The sequence below is a fragment of the Actinomycetospora flava genome (genome assembly GCF_037400335.1).
Lineage (GTDB): Bacteria > Actinomycetota > Actinomycetes > Mycobacteriales > Pseudonocardiaceae > Actinomycetospora > Actinomycetospora flava.
Window position 1 is genome coordinate 91,877 of record NZ_JBBEGM010000018.1, and the last position, 19,007, is coordinate 110,883.

Annotated in this window: 19 protein-coding genes; 12 read left to right on the top strand and 7 right to left on the bottom strand. The window is 75.6% G+C overall.

What is annotated here, in order from left to right; translation table 11 throughout:
- The first annotated feature begins 39 nt into the window (after positions 1-39).
- Positions 40-918: a LysR family transcriptional regulator gene (locus tag WCD58_RS30330; RefSeq protein WP_337706857.1), complete on the top strand. Its 879-nt coding sequence runs from the start codon at positions 40-42 to the stop codon at positions 916-918.
- Here the strand turns inward: WCD58_RS30330 and glgX are convergent.
- Positions 915-2,957 (bottom strand): glycogen debranching protein GlgX, encoded by a 2,043-nt coding sequence (glgX, locus tag WCD58_RS30335; RefSeq protein ID WP_337706858.1) that lies wholly within the window; start codon positions 2,955-2,957, stop codon positions 915-917. The two genes, WCD58_RS30330 and glgX, sit on opposite strands and share 4 nt — an antisense overlap.
- A gap of 64 nt (positions 2,958-3,021) precedes the next feature.
- Between glgX and WCD58_RS30340 the strand changes: the two genes are divergently transcribed.
- From WCD58_RS30340 to WCD58_RS30360, 5 genes are read left to right on the top strand one after another with little or no spacing between them, the layout of a single operon-like run.
- Entirely contained in the window at positions 3,022-3,855 is an 834-nt protein-coding gene (locus tag WCD58_RS30340; RefSeq protein ID WP_373696310.1) for an ABC transporter ATP-binding protein, read from the top strand.
- A gap of 50 nt (positions 3,856-3,905) precedes the next feature.
- Positions 3,906-4,685 carry an enoyl-CoA hydratase/isomerase family protein gene (locus WCD58_RS30345; protein WP_337706859.1) on the top strand — a complete coding sequence of 260 codons (780 nt, stop codon included), beginning with the start codon at positions 3,906-3,908 and terminating at the stop codon, positions 4,683-4,685.
- Complete coding sequence (locus WCD58_RS30350; RefSeq protein WP_337706860.1) at positions 4,682-5,620, top strand: class I SAM-dependent methyltransferase; 939 nt, start codon at positions 4,682-4,684, stop codon at positions 5,618-5,620. The genes WCD58_RS30345 and WCD58_RS30350 overlap by 4 nt, the downstream gene beginning before the upstream one ends.
- A 2-nt stretch (positions 5,621-5,622) precedes the next feature.
- On the top strand, positions 5,623-6,831 hold the full coding sequence (locus WCD58_RS30355) for a THUMP-like domain-containing protein (protein ID WP_337706861.1): 1,209 nt from the start codon (positions 5,623-5,625) through the stop codon (positions 6,829-6,831).
- Positions 6,832-6,845: 14 nt separating this feature from the next.
- Complete coding sequence (locus tag WCD58_RS30360; protein ID WP_337706862.1) at positions 6,846-7,184, top strand: TraR/DksA C4-type zinc finger protein; 339 nt, start codon at positions 6,846-6,848, stop codon at positions 7,182-7,184.
- Between the two features lie 40 nt (positions 7,185-7,224).
- Here the strand turns inward: WCD58_RS30360 and WCD58_RS30365 are convergent, their stop codons facing one another.
- The 3 genes from WCD58_RS30365 to WCD58_RS30375 are packed head-to-tail and all read right to left on the bottom strand — an operon-like array spanning position 7,225 to position 9,622.
- On the bottom strand, positions 7,225-7,791 hold the full coding sequence (locus WCD58_RS30365; protein WP_337706863.1) for a DUF5709 domain-containing protein: 567 nt from the start codon (positions 7,789-7,791) through the stop codon (positions 7,225-7,227).
- A gap of 8 nt (positions 7,792-7,799) precedes the next feature.
- A complete protein-coding gene (locus WCD58_RS30370) occupies positions 7,800-8,756 on the bottom strand; it encodes a nucleoside hydrolase (RefSeq protein ID WP_337706864.1) in 957 nt (318 codons plus the stop codon).
- Positions 8,753-9,622, bottom strand: coding sequence for a ribokinase (locus WCD58_RS30375; protein WP_337706865.1), 870 nt, complete (start codon positions 9,620-9,622; stop codon positions 8,753-8,755). The genes WCD58_RS30370 and WCD58_RS30375 overlap by 4 nt, the downstream gene beginning before the upstream one ends.
- Positions 9,623-9,645: 23 nt before the next feature.
- Between WCD58_RS30375 and WCD58_RS30380 the strand changes: the two genes are divergently transcribed.
- Entirely contained in the window at positions 9,646-10,347 is a 702-nt protein-coding gene (locus WCD58_RS30380; protein ID WP_337706866.1) for an acyltransferase, read from the top strand.
- A gap of 28 nt (positions 10,348-10,375) precedes the next feature.
- Here WCD58_RS30380 and WCD58_RS30385 read toward each other — a convergent pair whose 3' ends face one another.
- Positions 10,376-11,611 carry a glycosyltransferase family 4 protein gene (locus WCD58_RS30385; protein ID WP_337706867.1) on the bottom strand — a complete coding sequence of 412 codons (1,236 nt, stop codon included), beginning with the start codon at positions 11,609-11,611 and terminating at the stop codon, positions 10,376-10,378.
- 72 nt (positions 11,612-11,683) lie between these two features.
- Complete coding sequence (locus tag WCD58_RS30390; protein WP_337706868.1) at positions 11,684-13,240, bottom strand: 1,4-alpha-glucan branching protein domain-containing protein; 1,557 nt, start codon at positions 13,238-13,240, stop codon at positions 11,684-11,686.
- A gap of 135 nt (positions 13,241-13,375) precedes the next feature.
- On the opposite strand from WCD58_RS30390, the gene WCD58_RS30395 reads away from it, so the two are divergent.
- The gene (locus WCD58_RS30395; protein ID WP_337706869.1) at positions 13,376-13,660 is read left to right on the top strand and encodes a hypothetical protein; all 285 of its coding nucleotides are present in this window, start codon (positions 13,376-13,378) and stop codon (positions 13,658-13,660) included.
- Here WCD58_RS30395 and WCD58_RS30400 read toward each other — a convergent pair.
- Positions 13,638-14,405, bottom strand: a complete 768-nt coding sequence (locus WCD58_RS30400) for a class I SAM-dependent methyltransferase (protein ID WP_337706870.1) — start codon at positions 14,403-14,405, stop codon at positions 13,638-13,640. The two genes, WCD58_RS30395 and WCD58_RS30400, sit on opposite strands and share 23 nt — an antisense overlap.
- A gap of 445 nt (positions 14,406-14,850) precedes the next feature.
- On the opposite strand from WCD58_RS30400, the gene WCD58_RS30405 reads away from it, so the two are divergent.
- From WCD58_RS30405 to WCD58_RS30420, 4 genes are all read left to right on the top strand, one after another.
- Positions 14,851-15,831, top strand: coding sequence for a FecCD family ABC transporter permease (locus tag WCD58_RS30405; RefSeq protein ID WP_337706871.1), 981 nt, complete (start codon positions 14,851-14,853; stop codon positions 15,829-15,831).
- Positions 15,828-16,913 (top strand): FecCD family ABC transporter permease, encoded by a 1,086-nt coding sequence (locus WCD58_RS30410; RefSeq protein ID WP_337706872.1) that lies wholly within the window; start codon positions 15,828-15,830, stop codon positions 16,911-16,913. The genes WCD58_RS30405 and WCD58_RS30410 overlap by 4 nt, the downstream gene beginning before the upstream one ends.
- A complete protein-coding gene (locus WCD58_RS30415; RefSeq protein ID WP_337706873.1) occupies positions 16,910-17,761 on the top strand; it encodes an ABC transporter ATP-binding protein in 852 nt (283 codons plus the stop codon). Before WCD58_RS30410 ends, WCD58_RS30415 begins: the two co-directional genes overlap by 4 nt.
- A 91-nt stretch (positions 17,762-17,852) precedes the next feature.
- Complete coding sequence (locus WCD58_RS30420; protein WP_337706874.1) at positions 17,853-18,815, top strand: ABC transporter substrate-binding protein; 963 nt, start codon at positions 17,853-17,855, stop codon at positions 18,813-18,815.
- Positions 18,816-19,007 lie beyond the last annotated feature (192 nt).

The following is a 19,007-nucleotide window of genomic DNA, read 5'->3' on the forward strand; positions in this document are numbered from 1 at the left end:
ACAACGACGACCGGAGCATCGAGCGATAATGTGAGGGTTATGGAACGGCGGGAGATCGAGATCTTCCTGGCGCTGTCCGAGGAGCTGCACTTCGGCCGGACCGCCGAGCGGCTCTACGTCTCGCAGGCCCGCGTCAGCCAGACGATCGCGGCCCTCGAGCGCCGGTTCGGCGTCGCCCTGTTCGAGCGCACCAGCCGCCGCGTCGCGCTCACCCCCGTCGGGCGGCGGCTGGCCACCGAGGTCCGCGCCGGGCACGGGCGGATCCTCGCCGCGGTCGCCGCCGCCGTGGAGGCGGGCCGCGGCATCGACACCGTGCTCACGGTCGCGCTCGAGGCACCGGCGGTCGCCGACCTCATGGCGGACGTCGTCGCCCGGTTCCGCGACCGCTTCCCCCGCGTGGAGGTGCGGTTCGTCGAGGCCGACTTCGCCGACCCGGCGACGGCGCTGGACCGCGCCGACGTCGACGTCCTCGTCACCAACGCCCCGGTCGTCGAGCCCGACCTCGTCGAGGGCCCGGTCGTCGTGCGCGAACCGGCGGTGCTCGCGGTCGCCCGGGGACACGCGCTCGCCGGCCGCGACGAGGTGTCCGTCGACGACCTCGGCGGCCAGGTGGTGCTGCGGGCCGGCCGCCGCGCCGCGCCGTACTGGCATCCCGCCCCCGAGCCGTGGTGCACGCCGGGTGGAGCGACCGTGGAGCGCGGGCCGTCGGCGGCGACCTTCCAGGACCTGGTCGGTGCCGTCGCCCGCGGGGAGGGCGTCTGCCCCCTCGGCGCGCACGCCGCCGACTACTTCTCGCGTCCCACCATCGCGTTCGTCCCGTTCGCCGACGACGCCCCGCCCGTCGCGTGGTGCCTGGCCTGGCGGGCCGGGCGGCCGTCGTCGCTGGTCGACGCCCTGGCACTCGCCGCGAGGGGCTAGGTGCGCGGCCTCGCGCGGAGCACGAGCGCGGTGTGCGCCGGGACCGTGAGCGTCTCCCCGGCGGGCAGCGCGTCGGTGTCCGGCGGGGCGCCGGTGGTCGTGCCGGGGTCGAGCACCGGGGTCCAGGCGGTGTCGCCGAACGCGTCGGGCAGCAGCACGTCCACGGGCGCGCCGCCGGAGTGCAGGACGAGCAGCAGCGCGCGGTCGCCGTCGACGCGGACCACCAGGGTGCGGCCGTGGTGGTGGAAGTCGGGCTCGGTGAGCTCGCGGCCGTCGGGGTGCAGCCAGGCGATGTCCGGGGCGGCGCCGTCGGGGTCGGTGTCCTCGCGGCCGTAGAAGAAGTCGGTGCGCCGCAGGGCCGGGGTGGCGCGGCGCAGGGCGAGCGCGCGGGCGACGAAGTCGACCAGCTCGGGCGACGACCACGACCGCCACGACGTCTCGTCGTCGAGCGAGTAGACGTTGTTGTTGCCGTGCTGCGTGTGGCCGAGCTCGTCGCCGCCGAGCAGCATCGGGGTGCCCGCCGAGAGCAGCAGCGTGGTGAGCAGGTTGCGGGCCTGGCGGGCGCGCAGGGCGAGGATCGCCGGGTCGTCGGTGGGCCCCTCGACGCCGTGGTTGGACGAGCGGTTGTCGTCGGTGCCGTCGCGGCCCTGCTCGCCGTTGGCCTCGTTGTGCTTGCGCTCGTAGGACACGAGGTCGGCGAGGGTGAAGCCGTCGTGCGCGGTGACGAAGTTGACCGAGGCGGCCGGGGTGCGCGCGGGCCAGTAGAGATCCGACGACCCGGCGATCCGCGTGACGATCTCCGAGAGCGGGCCGTGGCCGCGCCAGAAGTCGCGCACGCCGTCGCGGAAGCGCCCGTTCCACTCCGCCCACGGGGCCGGGAAACCGCCGACCTGGTAGCCCTCGCCGGTGGCGTCCCACGGTTCGGCGATGAGCTTGACCTGCGAGAGCACCGGGTCGTCGACGATCTCGCCGAGCAGCGGCGTCGACGGGTCGAAGGCGCCGCCGCGCGGGCGCCCGAGGGTCGAGGCGAGGTCGAAGCGGAAGCCGTCGACGCCCATCGTCGTCACCCAGTGCCGCAGGGAGTCCAGCACGAGGCCGCGCACGAGCGGTGAGCCCGCGTCGAGGGTGTTGCCGCAGCCGGTGACGTCGACGTCGCGGCCGCGGGCGTCGAGCGCGTACCAGCCGGCGGCGTCGAGGCCGCGCCACGACAGCGACGGCCCGTCGGCGCCGCCCTCGCAGGTGTGGTTGAACACGACGTCGAGCACGACCTCGAGCCCCGCGGCGTGCAGGGTCGCGACCATCGCGCGGAACTCCTCGGCCTCGCGGCCCGGGGTCGACGCGTAGCCGGGGTGCGGGGCGAGGTAGGCGAGCGTCGAGTAGCCCCAGTGGTTGCGCCGTCCCCGGGCGAGCAGCGACGGCTCGGAGGTGTGCGCGAACACCGGCAGCAGCTCGACGGTCGTGACGCCGAGGGCGACCAGGTGGTCGACGACGGCGGGGTGGGCGACGCCGGCGTAGGTGCCGCGCAGGTCCTCGGGCACCGCGGGGTGCAGCGTCGTGAGGTCGCGCACGTGGGTCTCGTAGACGACCGTGTCCGCCCACGGCACCTGCGGGCGGGGCGTCGGCGCGGGGCCGAGGTCGGCGGTGACGATCCCGTGCGGCACGACGGCGGCGGAGTCGCGGTCGTCGCGGCGGGACGAGAACGGGTCGGTGCCGGCGAACGGGCGCGCGACGTCGAGGTCGGTGACCGTGCCCGCCACGCGGCGGGTCCACGGGTCGACCAGCAGCTTCGCGGGGTTCGTGCGCACGCCGCGGACCGGGTCCCACGGGCCGTACACGCGCAGGCCGTAGGCGTCGCCGGCGCGCACGTCGTCCATCCGGCCGGTCCAGACCTCGCCCGAGCGGCGCAGCTCGACGCGGCGCTCGCCGTCGTCGCCGGGCAGGCAGAGCTCCACCGCCTCGGCGCTGGGCGCGGCCGGGACGGTGACGTGCAGCACGTCGCCGTCGAGGTGGGCGCCGGGCCGGGGAGCGGTGATGGCCATCGGAGCGAGATCGTGCCCGATCGGCGGGTGGGCCGTCGCCCGTCGGCGGGTGTGATCCGTCAGGATGGCGGCCGTGGTGCAGCCGGAGACCAGCCCGACCGAGCCCGTGACCGACCCGGACACGGTCGTCCGCATGGACCGGGTGGGCGTCCGCCGCGGCGGCTCCGACCTGCTCGCCGACCTGGACTGGACCGTCGAGCTCGACGAGCGCTGGGTGATCCTCGGGCCCAACGGCGCGGGCAAGACCACGCTGCTGCGCCTCGCCGCCGCCGAGATGCACCCGACCACCGGCACCGTCGACCTGCTCGGCGAGCGGCTCGGGCGCGTCGACGTCTTCGAGCTGCGTCCCCGCATCGGCCTCGCCTCGGCGAGCCTGGCCGGGCGCGTGCCGCCCGACGAGAGCGCGTTCGACGTGGTGCGCAGCGCGGGCTACGGCGTGCTCGGCACCTGGCGCGAGCGCTACGACGAGCAGGACGACCGCCGGGCGTCCGGGCTCATGGCGATGATGGGCGTCGCCGACCTCGCGGGCCGGCGCTACGGGACGCTCTCGACCGGCGAGCGCCAGCGCGTGCTGCTGTCCCGGGCGCTGATGACCGACCCCGAGATGCTGCTGCTCGACGAGCCGGCCGCGGGGCTCGACCTCGGCGCCCGCGAGGACCTCGTCGAGCTGCTCTCCGAGCTGGCGGCCGACCCGGAGGGCCCGGCGACCGTGATGGTCACCCACCACGTCGAGGAGATCCCGCCGAACTGCAGCCACGCGATGCTGCTGCGCGACGGCCGCGTGGTCGCGCAGGGCCTGCTCGACGACGTGATGACCTCGGAGAACCTGTCGGAGACCTTCGGCCAGCCGCTCGAGCTGCACAGCCGCCGTCGGCGCTTCACCGCGTTCCGGCGATAGGGTCGCGGCCGTTCGAAGGCCACAGACCCGGACCTACAGGAGGCTTCTCGGTGACGGAGTTCGTGCGGCTCGAGGTGGACGGCGGCGTGGGCACCATCCACCTGGACCGGCCCCCGATGAACGCGATCAACCGCCAGGTCCAGGACGAGCTGGTCGAGGTCTCGCAGGAGGCGACCAGCCGCACCGACGTGCGCGCGGTCGTCGTCTACGGCGGCGAGAAGACGCTCGCGGCCGGCGCGGACGTCAAGGAGATGGCCGACATGACCTACTCCGAGATGGCCGAGCGGACCCACCAGCTCTCGAAGGGCTTCGGCGCGGTCTCGGAGATCCCCAAGCCGACCGTGGCCGCGATCACCGGCTACGCGCTGGGCGGCGGGTTCGAGGTCGCGCTGTCCTGCGACCGGCGCATCGCCGGCGACAACGCGACCGTCGGCCAGCCGGAGATCCTGCTCGGGATCATCCCGGGCGGCGGCGGGACGCAGCGGCTCACGCGCCTGGTCGGGCCGTCGAAGGCCAAGGACATCATCTTCACCGGCCGCTTCGTGAAGGCCCCGGAGGCCCTGGAGATGGGGCTGGTCGACGAGGTCGTCGCGCCGGACGAGGTCTACACACGCGCCCGCGCCTGGGCCGAGCAGTTCGCGAACGGTCCTACGCGCGCGCTCGCCGCCGCGAAGAACGCGATCGACCGCGGCGCGGAGATCGACCTGCGCGACGGCCTGGCCCTGGAGTCGGAGCTGTTCGCGGCGCTGTTCGGCACCGAGGACCAGACGATCGGCATGCGCTCGTTCGTCGAGAACGGGCCGGGTAAGGCCCAGTTCCTCGGTCGATGAGCGCCACGCAGGCCGAGGTCGAGGCGGCGTTCCGGGACCCGAAGCTCGCCAACGTCCTCTACCACGACTGGGAGTCCGGCTCCTACGACGAGAAGTGGTCGATCTCGTTCGACGAGCGCTGCACGACGTTCGCGGTGGACCGGTTCCGGGCGGTCTCACCCGACCCCGGCCCGTTCGAGCACGCCCTCGAGCTCGGGTGCGGCACCGGGTTCTTCCTGCTCAACCTCATGCAGGGCGGGATCGCGCGGCGCGGCACGGTCACCGACCTCTCGCCGGGCATGGTCGAGGTCGCGACGCGCAACGCGTCCGCCCTGGGGCTCGACGTCTCCGGGCGCGTGGCGGACGCGGAGACGATCCCGGTCCCGGACGCCTCGGTCGACCTCGTCGTCGGGCACGCCGTGCTGCACCACATCCCGGACCTCGACACCGCGTTCCGGGAGATCCTGCGTGTGCTCAAGCCCGGCGGGCGCTTCGTCTTCGCCGGCGAGCCGACCCGGCTCGGCGACCTCTACGCCCGCAAGCTCGGGCAGGCGACGTGGTGGGCGACCACCCGGTTCGCGCCGTCGTCGTGGCTGCGCCCGCCGGCCGAGCTCGACGAGTCGTCCCGGGCGGCGGCGCTGGAGTCGGTGGTCGACCAGCACGTCTTCGACCCGGACCGCCTCGAGCGCTACGCCCACGCCGCGGGCGCGGTGGACGTCCGCGTCGTCACCGAGGAGCTCTCGGCGGCGGTCTTCGGCTGGCCGGTGCGGACCTTCGAGGCCGCGGTGCCGCCGGAGCGGCTCGGCATGGGCTGGGCGATGTTCGCCTACCGGACGTGGCAGCGGCTGTCGTGGCTGGACGAGCGGGTGCTGTCGCGGGTGGTGCCGCGCTCGCTGTTCTACAACGCGCTGGTGACGGGGGTCCGGCCGGCGGATCCGGTGTCGCTCCCGAGCTGACCGTGGGCTACGGCTTCACCCTCGACGACGTCGCGTACCTCGCCTCCGCGGCGGGGCGCGACGCCGTGGAGGAAGCCTTCCCCCTCCTGCGTGAGGACCGTCTGCGCGCTGTGGCGACGCTGCGCGCGCGCCTCGGCGACCGGGCCGCGCCCGTGCTCGAGACCGCGCTGCTGCAGGACAGGGCCCGCGGGCGCGTGCCCGACGGCTGGCTGCTCACCGCCGACGCCGCCGAGCAGGCCACCGCCGCGCCGGTCGCCGCGCACCGGGCCGCCCGGCTCGCGGGCCGCGACGTGCACGACGTGACGTGCTCGGTGGGGGCGGAGCTCTTTGCGCTGCGTGCGGTCGCCGGGCGGCTGCTCGGCTCCGACCTCGACCCGGTGCGCCTGGCCATGGCGCGCGTGAACGTGCCCGGCGTGCCGCTGGTGCGGGCGGACGCCCTCGCGCCGCCGTCGCGGGGCACGGTGATCGTCGCCGACCCCGCCCGCCGCACCGCCGCCGGCCGGCGCACCTGGCGCCCCGCCGACTTCGCCCCGCCGCTCGACGATCTGGCGCGCCTGTGTCAGCGTGGCTGCCACGCTGACGTTCAACGTCAGGAAACCCACCACGATCTCGTCGTCTCCACGGCGCCCGGCCTCGATCCGGCGCTCGTGCCCTGGGCCGCCGAGGTTGAGCTCGTCAGCCTCGACGGCCGCGTGCGGGAGGCGGCGCTCTGGTCGGAGGGCCTCGCGACGACCCGCCGCCGCGCCACGGTGCTGTCGGGTCGCGGCCGCGGCTTCGAGGTCACCGACGTCGAGGACGACACGTGCCCCGTCGCCCCGGCCGGGGAGTGGATCGTCGACCCCGACGGCGCGGTCGTCCGGGCCGGCCTGGTGCGCCAGTACGGCGCCCGCCACGGGCTCTGGCGCCTCGACGAGCACCTGGCCTACCTCTCCGGCGACGCCCCGCCGCCCGGCGTGCGCGCGTTCCGCGTGCGCGAGCACGGCCGCTACACCGAGAAGGCGCTGCGCACGACGCTGCGGCAGCGCGACGTCGGGCGCGTCGAGATCCTCGTCCGCGGCCTCGACGTCGACCCGAACGCCCTGCGACCCCGGTTGAAGCTCTCCGGGTCCCAGGAGGCGACGGTCGTCCTCGCCCGCCTCGCGACCGGCCCCGAGGCCTACGTGTGCGAGGCCGTGAGCGACCGGGTATCCGCGCCTTCCGACCGACCCTGAGGAGGCATCACGGGATGGACGCCGAGAAGGCCCGCCGCGCGCTGACCGAGGAGCGCGAGCGCCTGCGCGAGATGGGCTCGTGGTCCCGTGAGCACGAGCCCGCCGTGGCCGTGCAGCAGGAGGGCGCGCTGGGCCAGCACCCGGGGGACTACGGCTCCGAGGTCGAGGAGACCATGGAGCGCGAGGGCCTCGCCGACGAGAGCGATCGCCAGGTCGCCGAGATCGACGCGGCGCTGGGGAGGATCGAGGAGGGCACCTGGGGTCGCTGCCGGGTGTGCGGGCAGCAGATCGACGACGAGCGTCTCGAGGCCCGCGCCCAGGCCGACACGTGCCGGGAGCACGCCGACCGGTAGCGAGCGCCGCGGCCCCGCCCGAGGCGGGGCCCATGGCATGTCACGGGCGGTCGTCGGCCACGCCGCCCGCCGGGTCGACGTCGTCGTCCAGGCGCACCTCCGGACCCTCCAGCTGCTCGTCGGGGTCGCGGCCGACGGCCTGCGCGACGTCCTCGGGGTCGGCGATGTCGTCCTCTCCGATGTCGTGCACGGCGGCCTCCTCCGCGGAGGCGGCACCGCCGGCGATCCCGGTGTCCTGCGCGGCCAGCGAACGCCCCGGCACCTGGTCGGGGTCCGGTTCGGCGGCGGTCAGGCGCCCGCTGCGGGCCTGCCCGGCCTCGGACGCGATCTCGCCCTCGGAGACCTCGGGCCCGGGTGCGGTGGCCGCGCCGCCGGTGTCGTCGGGGATCTCGCGGGTCAGGCGCTCGTCGATCGTCTCGCGCTCGCGCTGGCCTTCGGGAGTGGTGTCGGGGTCGTCCAGGCCGAAGGGCCGGTCGGGGGCCACGACGCCGGCGTCCAGGCCGTCGGTGCCCGGTCGTCCGTCGAGGGTCTCGCCGGACTCGAGCTGCACACTCGCACCCAGGTCGGGCTCGTCGGGGACCTCGTCGCTGTGCTCGGGCTCGGTCATCCGGGCGGCTACCCGCGCGGACCCGGGAGCATGTCGCCGCGCAGCCGCTCCAGCAGCGCGCCGCGCACGCCGTCGACGTCGGTGCCCTCGGGGACGGCGACGTCGACGGCGTGGGCGCCGGGAGCGTGCCCGCGCCGGTCGGCGAGGACGATGCCCCGCGCCGGCCCCAGCGAGCAGTCGACCTCGAGCTCGAGGGACACCGTCGCCAGCGTCCCGGGAACGATCGCCTCGAGCAGCGCGACCGCGTCGTGGATCGGGACCCGGTCGACGCCGAGCCGTTCCCCGCGCGCGTAGACGTCCCGGGTCGCGGCGAGCGCCTCGCCCACCGGGCCGGACGCCGCGAGGTCCTCCAGCCACGCCCGGTCGACCGTCACCACGTGCGTGAGATCCAGCGGCACCAGCGTCGTCGGCACCCGCTCCTCGACGAGCACCCGGCGGGCGGCCTCGGGGTCGGACCAGACGTTGAACTCCGCGGCGGCGCTGACGTTGCCGCCGATCCCGACCGAGCCGCCCATGACGACGAGCCGCCCGATGCGCTCGGTGAGGTCCGGGCGGGTCGCGAGCAGGAGCGCGACGTCGGTCAGCGGGCCGATCGCGGCGAGGACGACGGGTTCGGGGCTCGCCTCGAGGACGGACGCGATCACGTCGAGGGCGCGTCCGGCCGGCTCCGGGCCGAGCGGGCCGAAGCGCTCGGCGACCCCGCCCAGCCCGTCGTCACCGTGGACGTCGGCGGCGCGCTGCGTCGTCGGGTGGACCAGGGGCCGCTCGGCGCCGACGCCGAGGGGGACGTCGCCGCGCCCGAGCATGCCGAGCAGGCGGCGCGCGTTGGTCGTCGTGGTCGGCAGGTCGACGTTGCCGAACACGGCGGTGACGGCGCGCAGGTCGACCTCGGGGGCGTGGGCGGCGAGGGCGAGCGCGTAGGCGTCGTCGACACCCGGGTCGGTGTCGACGATCAGCGGCGTCACGGGACGTCGACCTCCTGGAGCGTGGGGAGCGAGGGCTGGGCGCCGGGGCGGGTCGCGGCCAGCGCGCCGGCGCGGCAGGCGCGGCGCAGGGCGTCCTCGTCGTCGATACCCGTGGCGAGCGCGAGCGCCAGGGCCGCGGTGAAGGCGTCGCCGGCCGCGGTGCCGTCGACGGCGTCGACCGGCGGCGGCTCGACGGTCGCGACGACGTGCCCGCGGCGGCGCAGCTCGGCCCCGGCCTCGCCGTAGGTGATCGCGACGGCGACGAGGTCGTCGACGTCGGCGTGCGCGGCGAGCGCCCCGAACTCGGCGGCGTTGACGCAGACGAGGTCGACGCCGGCGAGCACGTCGCCGGCGACGGGGCGGGACGGGGCTGCGTTGAGGACGGTGAAGCCGGGCGCGGCCATCGCCGTCGCGACGGCCTCGTCGGGCACCTCGAGCACGGTGAGCACGACGTCGGCGTCGAGGTCGTCGTGATCGACGGTGAGGGTGGCGTTGGCGCCGGCGTCGATGACGATCGTCGTCTCGCCGTCGTCGTCGACCTGGATCATGGCGGTCCCGGTGGGGACGTCCTCGGTGATCCGGACGTGGCGGAGGTCGACCCCGCCGGCCCGCAGCAGCGTCAGGGCCTCGCCGGCGAGGGGGTCGTCGCCGACGGCGGCGTGCAGGCGCACCCGGGCGCCGAGGCGGGCCGCCGCGAGCGCCTGGTTGGCGCCCTTGCCGCCGGGCACGCGGGTGACGCCGTGCGCGGTCAGCGTCTCCCCGGCGCCAGGGAGGCGCTCGACCCGGGCGACCAGGTCGAGGTTGACGCTGCCGACGACGGCCACCATCGGAGGGGTCGGCGGGACCCTCGGGCCCTCGTGGGACATCGGGCGATCGTAGGGTCGTCACCGTGAGGTCGGATCCGCGCCAGCCACGACTGCTCACCTGGGCCTCGCTGCGCTGGATCGTGCGCCACCGTGCGTGGACGCCGTACTACCTGGTCCGCTACTGGCGGATGATGAAGGTCCGCGTGCGCCAGCCGCACATCGTGCTGCGCGGGCTGGTGTTCCTGGGCAAGGGCGTGCAGCTCGAGGCGCGGGAGGGGTTCGGGCGCCTGGAGATCGGGCGCTTCGTGCACATCGGCGACAACACCCGCCTGCGGTGCCACGAGGGGTCGCTGCGCATCGGGGACAAGTCGGTGTTCGGCAACGAGAACACCGTCAACTGCTACCTCGACATCGAGTTCGGCGAGGCGACGCTGCTCTCGGACTGGATCTACATCTGCGACTTCGACCACCGCTACGCCGACGTCCACACCCCGATCAAGGACCAGGGCATCGTCAAGACGCCGGTGCGCATCGGCCCGGAGACGTGGATCGGGACGAAGGTGACCGTGCTGCGCGGCGCGCGGGTGGGACGCGGGTGCGTGCTGGGCGCGCACGCGGTGGTGCGGGGCGACATCCCGGACCACGCGGTGGCGGTGGGCGCGCCGGCGCGCGTCGTCCGCGACCGGATGGCGGACTACGAGGCGGCCGCCGCGGACCGCGAGGCGCTCGCCGACATCGCGCGCAAGACGGAGCTGGCGGCGATGCGCTCGCGCGCAGGTGAGTGATATGGGTCGTCGGGGCGACCCAGATCGCTCACGTGCGCGCAGCGCAGAGCACGTTCCCCGTCGGGATCTTGGGACGGCCGAGGTCGCGGGGGGCGCCGGGGCGGGTGGTCGCGTAGATCTCGGCGGTGCGGTCGGCGATCGCGGGCCAGGCGAAGTCGGTGTCGAGACGCGCGCGGGCCGCGCCGGCGCGGGTGCGCGCGGCGTCGGGGTCGTCGAGGCAGCGGATCACGGCGCGCGCCAGCCCGGGGACGTCGCCGGGGTCGAAGGACAGGCCGGTCACGCCGTCGACGACCACCTCGCCCAGCCCGCCCGCCCGTGACGCGACGAGCGGGGCGCCGGCGGCCGCGGCCTCGAGCGCGGTGATCCCGAACGGTTCGTAGCGGCTGGGGAGCACGGCGGCGTCGGTGCGGGCGAGCAGGTCGCGCAGGGTGGCGTCGTCGACGTGCCCGAGCAGCGTCACCGACCGCCGCACGCGCGCGGCCCGGGCGCGCTCGGCGAGCCAGTCGGAGCACGAGCCGGTGCCCGCGACGTCCAGCGTCGTGCCCGGGTGGGCGCGGCGGATGGCGGGCAGGGCGGCGACGAGGTCGTGCACGCCCTTCTCCCACTCGAGGCGGCCGAGGTAGAGCAGGGTCGGCGGCCCCGACCTCGCCGGTCGCGGGGCCGGCCACCCGGCGGGGTCGATGCCGTTGTGGACGACGGCGACGTCGTCGGGATCGAGGTCGAACAGGCCCGAGACCTCGCTGCGCATCGCCTGCGAGCAGGTGATGACGGCGTCGGCGCGGCGGGCGAGCCACCACTCCACGGAGTGCACCTGCTGGTTCAGCGTCTGCGAGAGCCAGCCGCCGTGGCGTCCGGCCTCGGTGGCGTGGAGGGTGGCGACGAGCGGCGCGCCGGTGAGGTCGGCGACGGTGATCGCGGCGTGCGCGACGAGCCAGTCGTGGGCGTGGACGACGTCCGGGCTCCAGCCGCGCAGCAGCGTCCCGGCGGCGCGGAGCATCGCGTGGCCGAGGCCGAGGGTCCAGGCGACGAGGTCGCGGACGAACTCGAGGTGCGGCGGGTCCTCGGCGACCCGCAGGACGCGCACGCCCTCGTGGCGCTCGAGCGTCGTGGGGTGGGTCTGCGCGTCGGTGCCGGTGGGCTGGCGGGCGACGACGACGACGTCGTGGCCGGCGTCCGCGAGGGCGGTGGCGAGCGCGTGCACGTGGCGTCCCAGACCGCCGACCACCACGGGCGGGTACTCCCAGGAGAGCATGAGGACGCGCACTCCCGGTCCCTCCCGTCGATCGAGCGCGTGGCGCTACGGACGTTCAACGTCAGCGACGCCACGTCGCTGACATCAGGCGAGCGACCCTACTCCCGAGTAGATAGGGGCCGTGCGGTGACGGTCACCGCTCGGGTGACGGCGCAGGGCGCGGGCGTCGAGGCGCCCGAACAGATCGTCCTGGGCGGCGAAGGTCGCGGCGCGGGCGGCGGCCTCGGCGTGGCGGCCGGCGGGCAGGAGGTCGGTGAGCTCGCGGACGCGGTCGCGGTGCTCGGCCGCGCGGCGCCGGGCGTAGTGCGCCGCGGAGTCCTTGGTGACCATGAACGCCCAGTCGCTCGAGAGCGCCAGCGCGGCCTGGGCGGCCAGGGCGTCGAGGGTGCCGTCGCGGCCCGCGGTGGGCGCGGCCCCGTCGACGGCGGCGAGCAGGCGGGCGGCGACGTCGGCGTTGTCGGCCACCATGTCCCGTACCGCGAGGCCGTCCCACACCCGCCAGTCCTTGCCCGACCCCCACGACGACGCCGGCAGCACCACCGGCTCCTCGACGTGCCCGGCCTCGACCGCGCCGCGCAGCGTCGTCACCCGCACCCCGGCCTCGGGCAGCGCGGTGAGCACCGCCTCGAGCCACGCCGGGCCCTCGTGCCACCAGTGCCCGAACAGCTCGGTGTCGAAGGCGCTGACGACGAGTCCCGGGCGCCCGCGGCGCGCGCGCAGGTCGTCCAGCCGGGAGCGCACGGTCGCCACGAAGTCCGCCGCGTCCCGGGCGACCGCGGCGGCCGCGCGCTCCGGGTCGTAGGGCTTCTTGTCCGCTGTCGCCACGCGGCGTCCCGTGACCCGCGCGGGCTTGAGGCCGGTGGCGTGGTCGTAGGTGTGGAAGTCGCGGTAGTCGGCGGCGCCGGGGTAGCCCGCCCGCGGCGACCACACCCGGTAGGTCACGTCGAGGTCGCGCGCGAACGCGACGACGTCGGTGCCGTCGACGGGGTGGGCGGCGGCGGTGTCGCCGCGCAGCGCCGGGCCGTCGACCAGGAAGCGCTCGACCCCGGCCGCGGCGTAGTCCTGCTCCAGCCCCGGGGCGTAGCCGCACTCGGGCGCCCAGATCCCCGCCGGGCGCCGCCCGAGGCGCAGCGCGGCGTCGCGCAGGCCCGCGTCCAGCAGGAACCGGCGCACGCGGCCCGGCAGCAGCGGGGCGAACGGGTGGGTGGCGGGGCCGCCGAGCAGCTCGACGACGTCGTCGTCGGCCAACCGCCGCAGGACCGGCGAGCCACCGTGGCGCCAGTCGCGCTCGAAGACGTCGAGGGCGTGCGCGGCGGCGCGGTGCTCGCGGACGGCGAGGGCGAGGTCGGTCGTGTGGGCCTCGTGGGCGCGCAGCTGCCAGTCGGCGAGCCAGGTGTGCATCGCGCGCAGGGCGGCCGGGTGGTCGAGCTGGTTGGCGAGGACGGGGGTGACGCCGAGCGTCAGCAGGTCCCGGTGCCCGCGGGCGGCGAGGCGCCCGAGGGTCTCGACGACGGGGAGGTACGAGTGCGCCCAGGCCTGGTAGAGCCAGTCCTCGCCGACCGGCCATGCCCCGTGGCGCAGCAGCCACGGCAGGTGCGAGTGCAGGACGAGGCAGAACGTGCCCACCGGTTCCCTGCTCAAGCACGCTCCTCTCGTCGGCGCCCGGCGTCGGAGTCTGTCATGGGCGATTCCCCCGAACGGTGACGAGGCATCACGTCGCCCCACCCCGTCTCGTTGACCTGGGCGAACCACTCCTCGACGCCGACAAGGACCAGCATGGGCACGCGCATCCTCGCCGGAGTACTCGCCACCGCCTCCGTGGGCGGTGCCCTCCTCGGACTCGCCGGCACGGCCGGCGCCTCGCCGGTCCCCGGCGTCCCGGTCACGACGGCCGACCAGTGCACCGGCGGCGGCGGCGAGCTCACCGCCGGCGGCACCCACTGCTCCGGGGGCGGCGACACCGGCGACGTCGTCGTCAGCGAGGCCGCCGCGGGCGCGATGCGCCAGGCCCTGCCCGAGTCGGTCGCCGACCCCGTGCTCAAGGCCGCCGGACGGCGCTGACCAGCAGGTCCAGGGACGCGTCGACGTCGTCGACGTCGTCGGCGCGCAGCGCGAAGTCGTCGGCGGTCACGGCCGCCACGTCCGCCGTCAGGGCGTCCGGCCACGGCTCGCCGGACAGCGCCAGCCCGACCTGGGCGTCGATCACCGACCCGCCGTGGCGCGCGTCGATCGCGCGCAGCGCCGTGCCGTGGTGGAGCCCGAGCAGCGACTCGACGTGCAGGCCGGCGTCGGTGACGAGGCCGGCGAGCTCGGCCCCGGTCAGCTCGCGGGTGTGGAACGGGTTGAGCGGGCGGTCGTCGGGCCCGGCGCCGGGGGAGAAGGTCAGCCGGTTGGGCGTCGCGCAGTGCAGGCGCCCGCCGGGCCGCAGCACGCGGGCGCACTCGGCGAGGAAGCCGGGCTGGTCCCACAGGTGCTCGATCACCTGCAGGGTGACGACCGCGTCGACGGAGCCGTCGGCGAGGGGCAGGGCCTGGAGGTCGGCGCGCGCGACGCCGAGGTCCGGGTAGCGCGCGCCGACGTGGGCGGCGACGGCCGGGTCCAGCTCGAGGGCCAGCACCCGCCGGGCCGTCCTCGCCAGGAGCGCGGCCCCGTAGCCCTCGCCCACCCCCGCGTCGACCACGACCGCGCCGGAGCACGCCGGCGCGAGGGCCAGGTAGACGGCCTCGTGGCGCCGGAACCAGTAGTTCTCGACGTCCAGCCCGGGCACGGTGCGCTCGCCGGTGAGGGGCAGTGGGGCGTGGGTCATGGGTCCTCGTCGTCAGGCTGCCGGACCTCGACGTTCTACCCGGACCGCGGGTGTGGCGGGTCCCCGGGGCGCTTCACCGCGCGAGATCGCGAATCCGCTGACGAACCCACTCGAATGTGCGTGTCTCCGTCACCGAGTCATCGATCATGGCCCGCGCCCTCGACGTCCCCGCGGACGGGCGACGCCGGCCCCGACGTGGCGCGAGAGCGAGCGAGCGGGCGGATTTCCTGACGATGAACGACCGTCACCCGCCTCCGACGCGTCGGCTCCGCGTCGCTCGGACCGGCGCCATGTGTGCCCGGAGCGAGGGCGGGGAACCACGATGGACGGCTGTTAGGTTCGCCTATCCATACGGGCAGTCGGCGGAAGGGCACGGACGGTGGCAACGACGACCGCAGGGCGGCCGCTGCTGTCCCGACCCCCCGTGCGACGGCGCAGCCGCCCCGTGCTGGCGCTGGTCCTGGGGCTCGGCGCCCTCGCGCTGGTCGTGGTCCTCAGCGTCGCGGTGGGGGCGGCGCCGACCACGCCCGCCGAGGTGTGGCACGCGCTGTTCTCGCCGACCGGGTCGCCCACCGACATCGTGGTCCGCGAGCTGCGCCTGCCCCGCACGCTGCTCGGGGCGGTGGTCGGCGCCGCGCTCGGGGTCGCCGGGGTGCTCATGCAGGGCCACACGCGCAACCCGCTCGCCGACCCCGGCCTGCTCGGCATCAGCGGCGGCGCGGCGTTCTGCGTGGTGCTCTCGACCACCGTGCTCGGCGTCTCCGACGTCTACGGGTACATCTGGTTCGCGTTCGCCGGGGCCGCGCTCGCCGCGCTGCTCGTGTTCACGCTCGGCGCCGCCAGCCGGGGCGGCCCGACGCCGGTGACCCTGGCGCTCGCCGGCCTCGCGGTCTCGGAGCTGCTGCTCGCGATCACGTCGGGGATGGTGCTCGGCGACGGCCCGTCGCTGGACGCCTACCGTTTCTGGGCCGCGGGCGCGCTCGACGACCGGGGCGCCGACCTCACCTTCCAGGTGCTCCCGTTCATGGTCCTCGGCCTGGTGCTCGCCGCGGCGAACACCCGCGCGCTCGACGTCCTCGCCCTCGGCGAGGACAGCGCCCGCGGCCTCGGGCAGAACATCACGCGCGCCCGGGTCGTCGGGCTGACCGCGGTCACCCTGCTGACCGGGGCGGCGGTGGCGGTCAGCGGGCCGATCGGGTTCGTGGGCCTCGTCGCCCCGCACGTCGTGCGCTCGCTCGTCGGGCCCGCCCACGGGCGGCTGGTCCCGCTCGCCGCGCTGGTGGGCGCCGTGCTCGTGCTCGCCGCCGACGTCGTCGGGCGCGTGGTGGTGCGGCCCGCCGAGCTCGCGGTCGGCATCTTGCTCGGGATCGTCGGGGCCCCGTTCTTCATCGCCATGGTCCGCCGGCGCCGGATGGTGCGCCTGTGACCACCACGGAGGAGAGGACCCGGGAGGTCGCCGGCCGTCGCGCGATGCGGATGGGCCCGGTCTCGGCGGTCTGGCGCCCGCGCACCGCCGCCGTGGTGATCGCCGCGCTGGTCCTGCTCGTGCTCCTGGGCGCGGTCAGCATCGGGCGCGGCGAGTACCCGATCGCCGTCGGCGACGTCCTGCGCGTGCTCGTCGGGGGCGGCAGCCGCGGCGAGACCTTCGTGGTCAACCAGCTCCGGCTCCCGCGCGTGCTCTGCGGGGCGCTGGTCGGCGCGGCGCTGGGCGTCGCCGGTGCGCTCACCCAGGGCGTCGCCCGCAACCCCCTGGTCAGCCCGGACGTCCTCGGCGTCACCGACGGCGCCGGCGTGGCCGCGCTGCTGGTCATCGTGCTCGCCGGGTCCGGCGGCACCGCGGTGGGTCTCCTGGCCGCCGTCGGCCTGCCGGTGGCCGCGCTCATCGGCGGGCTGCTCGCGGCCGCGCTCGTGGTCGTGCTGGCGTACCGCCAGGGCCTCGACGCGTTCCGCTTCATCCTCGTGGGCCTGGGCATCAGCGTGGCGCTGGTGTCGGTGACGTCGTGGCTGCTCGTCATCGCGAACGTCCAGCAGGCGGGGCTCGCGCTCATCTGGCTGCGCGGGTCGCTCAACGCCCGCGGCTGGGAGCACGTGATCCCGATCGCCGTCGTGCTCGTCCTGGTGCTGCCGGTCGCGATCGCGCTGGCCTTCCGCCTCGACGCGCTCGACCTCGGCGACGACGCCGCCCGCGGGCTGGGCGAGCGCGTCGACCGCTCCCGCGTGCTGCTCCTCGGCCTCGCCGTCGTCCTCGCCGCCTCCGCCACGGCGGCCGCCGGGCCGATCCGCTTCGTGGCGCTCGTCGTGCCCCAGGTGGCGGTCCGGCTCACCGGCGGCTCGCGACCACCCCTGCTCGCCTCCGCGTGCGCCGGCGCCCTGCTGGTCGTCGCCGGCGATCTCGTCGCCCGCACGGTGCTCGGCGGCGAGGTGCCCGTCGGCGTCGTCACCGTTGTCCTGGGCGCGCCCTACCTGCTCTACCTGCTCGTCCGTCGCACGAGGAAGGACTCCGCGTGAGCGCCGAGACCGAGGACCTGACGACCGACGCGTCCGTGGAGCAGGTCCGCCTCCGCGCCGAGGGCGTGCGGGTCGGCTACGGCGAGAAGATCGTCGTCGGCGGTCCCGACGGGCTCGATCTCGACGTCGTCGACGGCACCGTCACCGCCGTCATCGGCCCCAACGGCTGCGGCAAGTCGACGCTGCTGCGGACGATGGCCCGTCTGCTCGCGCCGAAGCACGGCCACGTGATGCTCGACGGCCGCCGCCTGGACGTGGTGCCGTCGCGCGAGGTCGCGACCGTGCTCGGCGTGCTGCCGCAGGACCCGACCGCGCCCGAGGGCATCACGGTCGCCGACCTCGTCGCCCGCGGACGCCACCCCCACCAGCGCTGGTTCCGGCAGTGGTCGAGCGAGGACGAGGAGGCCGTCGCGGAGGCGCTGGCGTGGACCGGCATGGTCGACTTCGCCGAGCGCACCACCGACACGCTCTCGGGCGGGCAGCGCCAGCGCGTCTGGATCTCGATGGCGCTCGCCCAGGGCACCGACGTGCTCCTGCTCGACGAGCCGACGACGTTCCTCGACCTCGCCCACCAGGTCGACGTGCTCGAGCTCGTCGAGCGCCTCAACAAGGAGCGCGGCCGGACGGTCGTCATGGTCCTGCACGACCTCAACCTCGCCGCCCGCTACGCCGAGCGGCTGGTGGCCATGCACGACGGCGAGATCGCCGCCGCCGGCGCACCGCACGAGGTGCTCACCGAGGCGACCCTGCGCGACGTCTTCGGGCTGGACGCCCGCGTCGTGACCGACCCGGTCGCCGGGACGCCGATGGTCGTCCCCATCGGACGCCATCGGCACACCGCGCCGTGACGGACGCCGCGTCGGGTTGACCCGAATCGTCCCTTAGGCAAGCCTGCCCTCCAGTCACGGTCCGATCATCGTCGATCCACGGAGAGCCAACATGTCCGTCCGCGTGCCTGCACGCTTCGCCGCCGCCCTGGCCGCGGTCCTCGCCCTGCTGCTCGCGGGGTGCGGGTCGGGCTCGGACGAGCCGGCCCAGGGTGCCGCGGCGCCCGGCTTCCCGGTCACCATCCCGCACGCCTTCGGCCAGACCACGATCCCGGACCGCCCGGTCCGCGTCGTGACCGTCGGCTACAACGACGCCGACTTCGCGCTCGCGCTGGGCACCGTCCCGGTCGGCGTGCGCGACTTCATCGGCGCCTTCGACGAGACGACCCGGCCCTGGGCGCAGCAGCAGCTGGGCGGCCAGCAGCCCCAGCAGGTCGGCGGCAACGAGATCGACATCGAGCGGGTCGCCTCGCTGCAGCCCGACCTCATCCTCGGCGTCTACTCCTACATGGACCGCGCGACCTACGACCGGCTCTCGCAGATCGCGCCCACCGTGGCCGACCCGACCGAGGGCGTCGCCGCGCCGTGGCAGGAGCAGACCCGCATCACCGCCCGCGCCCTGGGCGTGCCCGAGCGGGGCGAGCAGGTCGTCGGGGACGTCGAGCGCCGCTTCGCCGACGCCCGCAACGCCAACCCGCAGTTCGCCGGCAAGGACATCGGCGTCGCGCTCGTCGCGTCCGGCGAGTTCAACATCCTGGGCCGCGACGACGCCCGCTCGCAGCTGTTCAGCGGGCTGGGCCTGGCGGTCGACCCGACCACCCAGACGCTGTCGAGCGAGCAACTCGGGCAGCTGAACAAGCAGGGCATCGCGGTGCTCGGCGTGCCGCCGCAGGCCGCGCTCGCCAACCCGGTGTTCGCCAACCTGCCGGCGGTCCGCGAGAACCGCGTCGCCTACGTCGGCGACGAGGCCTCGCCGGTGGCCGGCGCGCTCGGCTTCTCCAGCCCGCTGAGCCTGCCGTACGCGCTCGACCAGGTCACGCCGGAGCTGGCACGGGTGTACGGCACCACCCCGTAGATCCACGGCGTCCGCACCTCAGCGTGACCGAGCGTCACGCTGAGGTGTGGCATGCCTGACAGCGCCGTCGCTGGGTACTCAGCACTTTGGTTAGCGTCACCTAAGACCGAGCACGGACCTCGAGGAGAGCGATGTCGCGCGAGTCGAGCCACCCCGCCCCCGCGAGCGCCGGGGGTGGTCCGGACGCCGGCG

Excerpts from the sequence above, each read along its gene's own strand:
- WCD58_RS30360 (WP_337706862.1), top strand. The coding sequence starts at position 6,846 with ATGGACGCCGAGAAGGCCCGCCGCGCGCTGACCGAGGAGCGCGAGCGC.
- WCD58_RS30365 (WP_337706863.1), bottom strand. The coding sequence starts at position 7,791 with ATGACCGAGCCCGAGCACAGCGACGAGGTCCCCGACGAGCCCGACCTG.
- WCD58_RS30395 (WP_337706869.1), top strand. The coding sequence starts at position 13,376 with ATGGGCACGCGCATCCTCGCCGGAGTACTCGCCACCGCCTCCGTGGGC.
- WCD58_RS30330 (WP_337706857.1), top strand. The coding sequence starts at position 40 with ATGGAACGGCGGGAGATCGAGATCTTCCTGGCGCTGTCCGAGGAGCTG.
- WCD58_RS30400 (WP_337706870.1), bottom strand. The coding sequence starts at position 14,405 with ATGACCCACGCCCCACTGCCCCTCACCGGCGAGCGCACCGTGCCCGGG.
- WCD58_RS30375 (WP_337706865.1), bottom strand. The coding sequence starts at position 9,622 with ATGTCCCACGAGGGCCCGAGGGTCCCGCCGACCCCTCCGATGGTGGCC.
- WCD58_RS30420 (WP_337706874.1), top strand. The coding sequence starts at position 17,853 with ATGTCCGTCCGCGTGCCTGCACGCTTCGCCGCCGCCCTGGCCGCGGTC.
- WCD58_RS30350 (WP_337706860.1), top strand. The coding sequence starts at position 4,682 with ATGAGCGCCACGCAGGCCGAGGTCGAGGCGGCGTTCCGGGACCCGAAG.
- glgX (WP_337706858.1), bottom strand. The coding sequence starts at position 2,957 with ATGGCCATCACCGCTCCCCGGCCCGGCGCCCACCTCGACGGCGACGTG.
- WCD58_RS30340 (WP_373696310.1), top strand. The coding sequence starts at position 3,022 with ATGGCGGCCGTGGTGCAGCCGGAGACCAGCCCGACCGAGCCCGTGACC.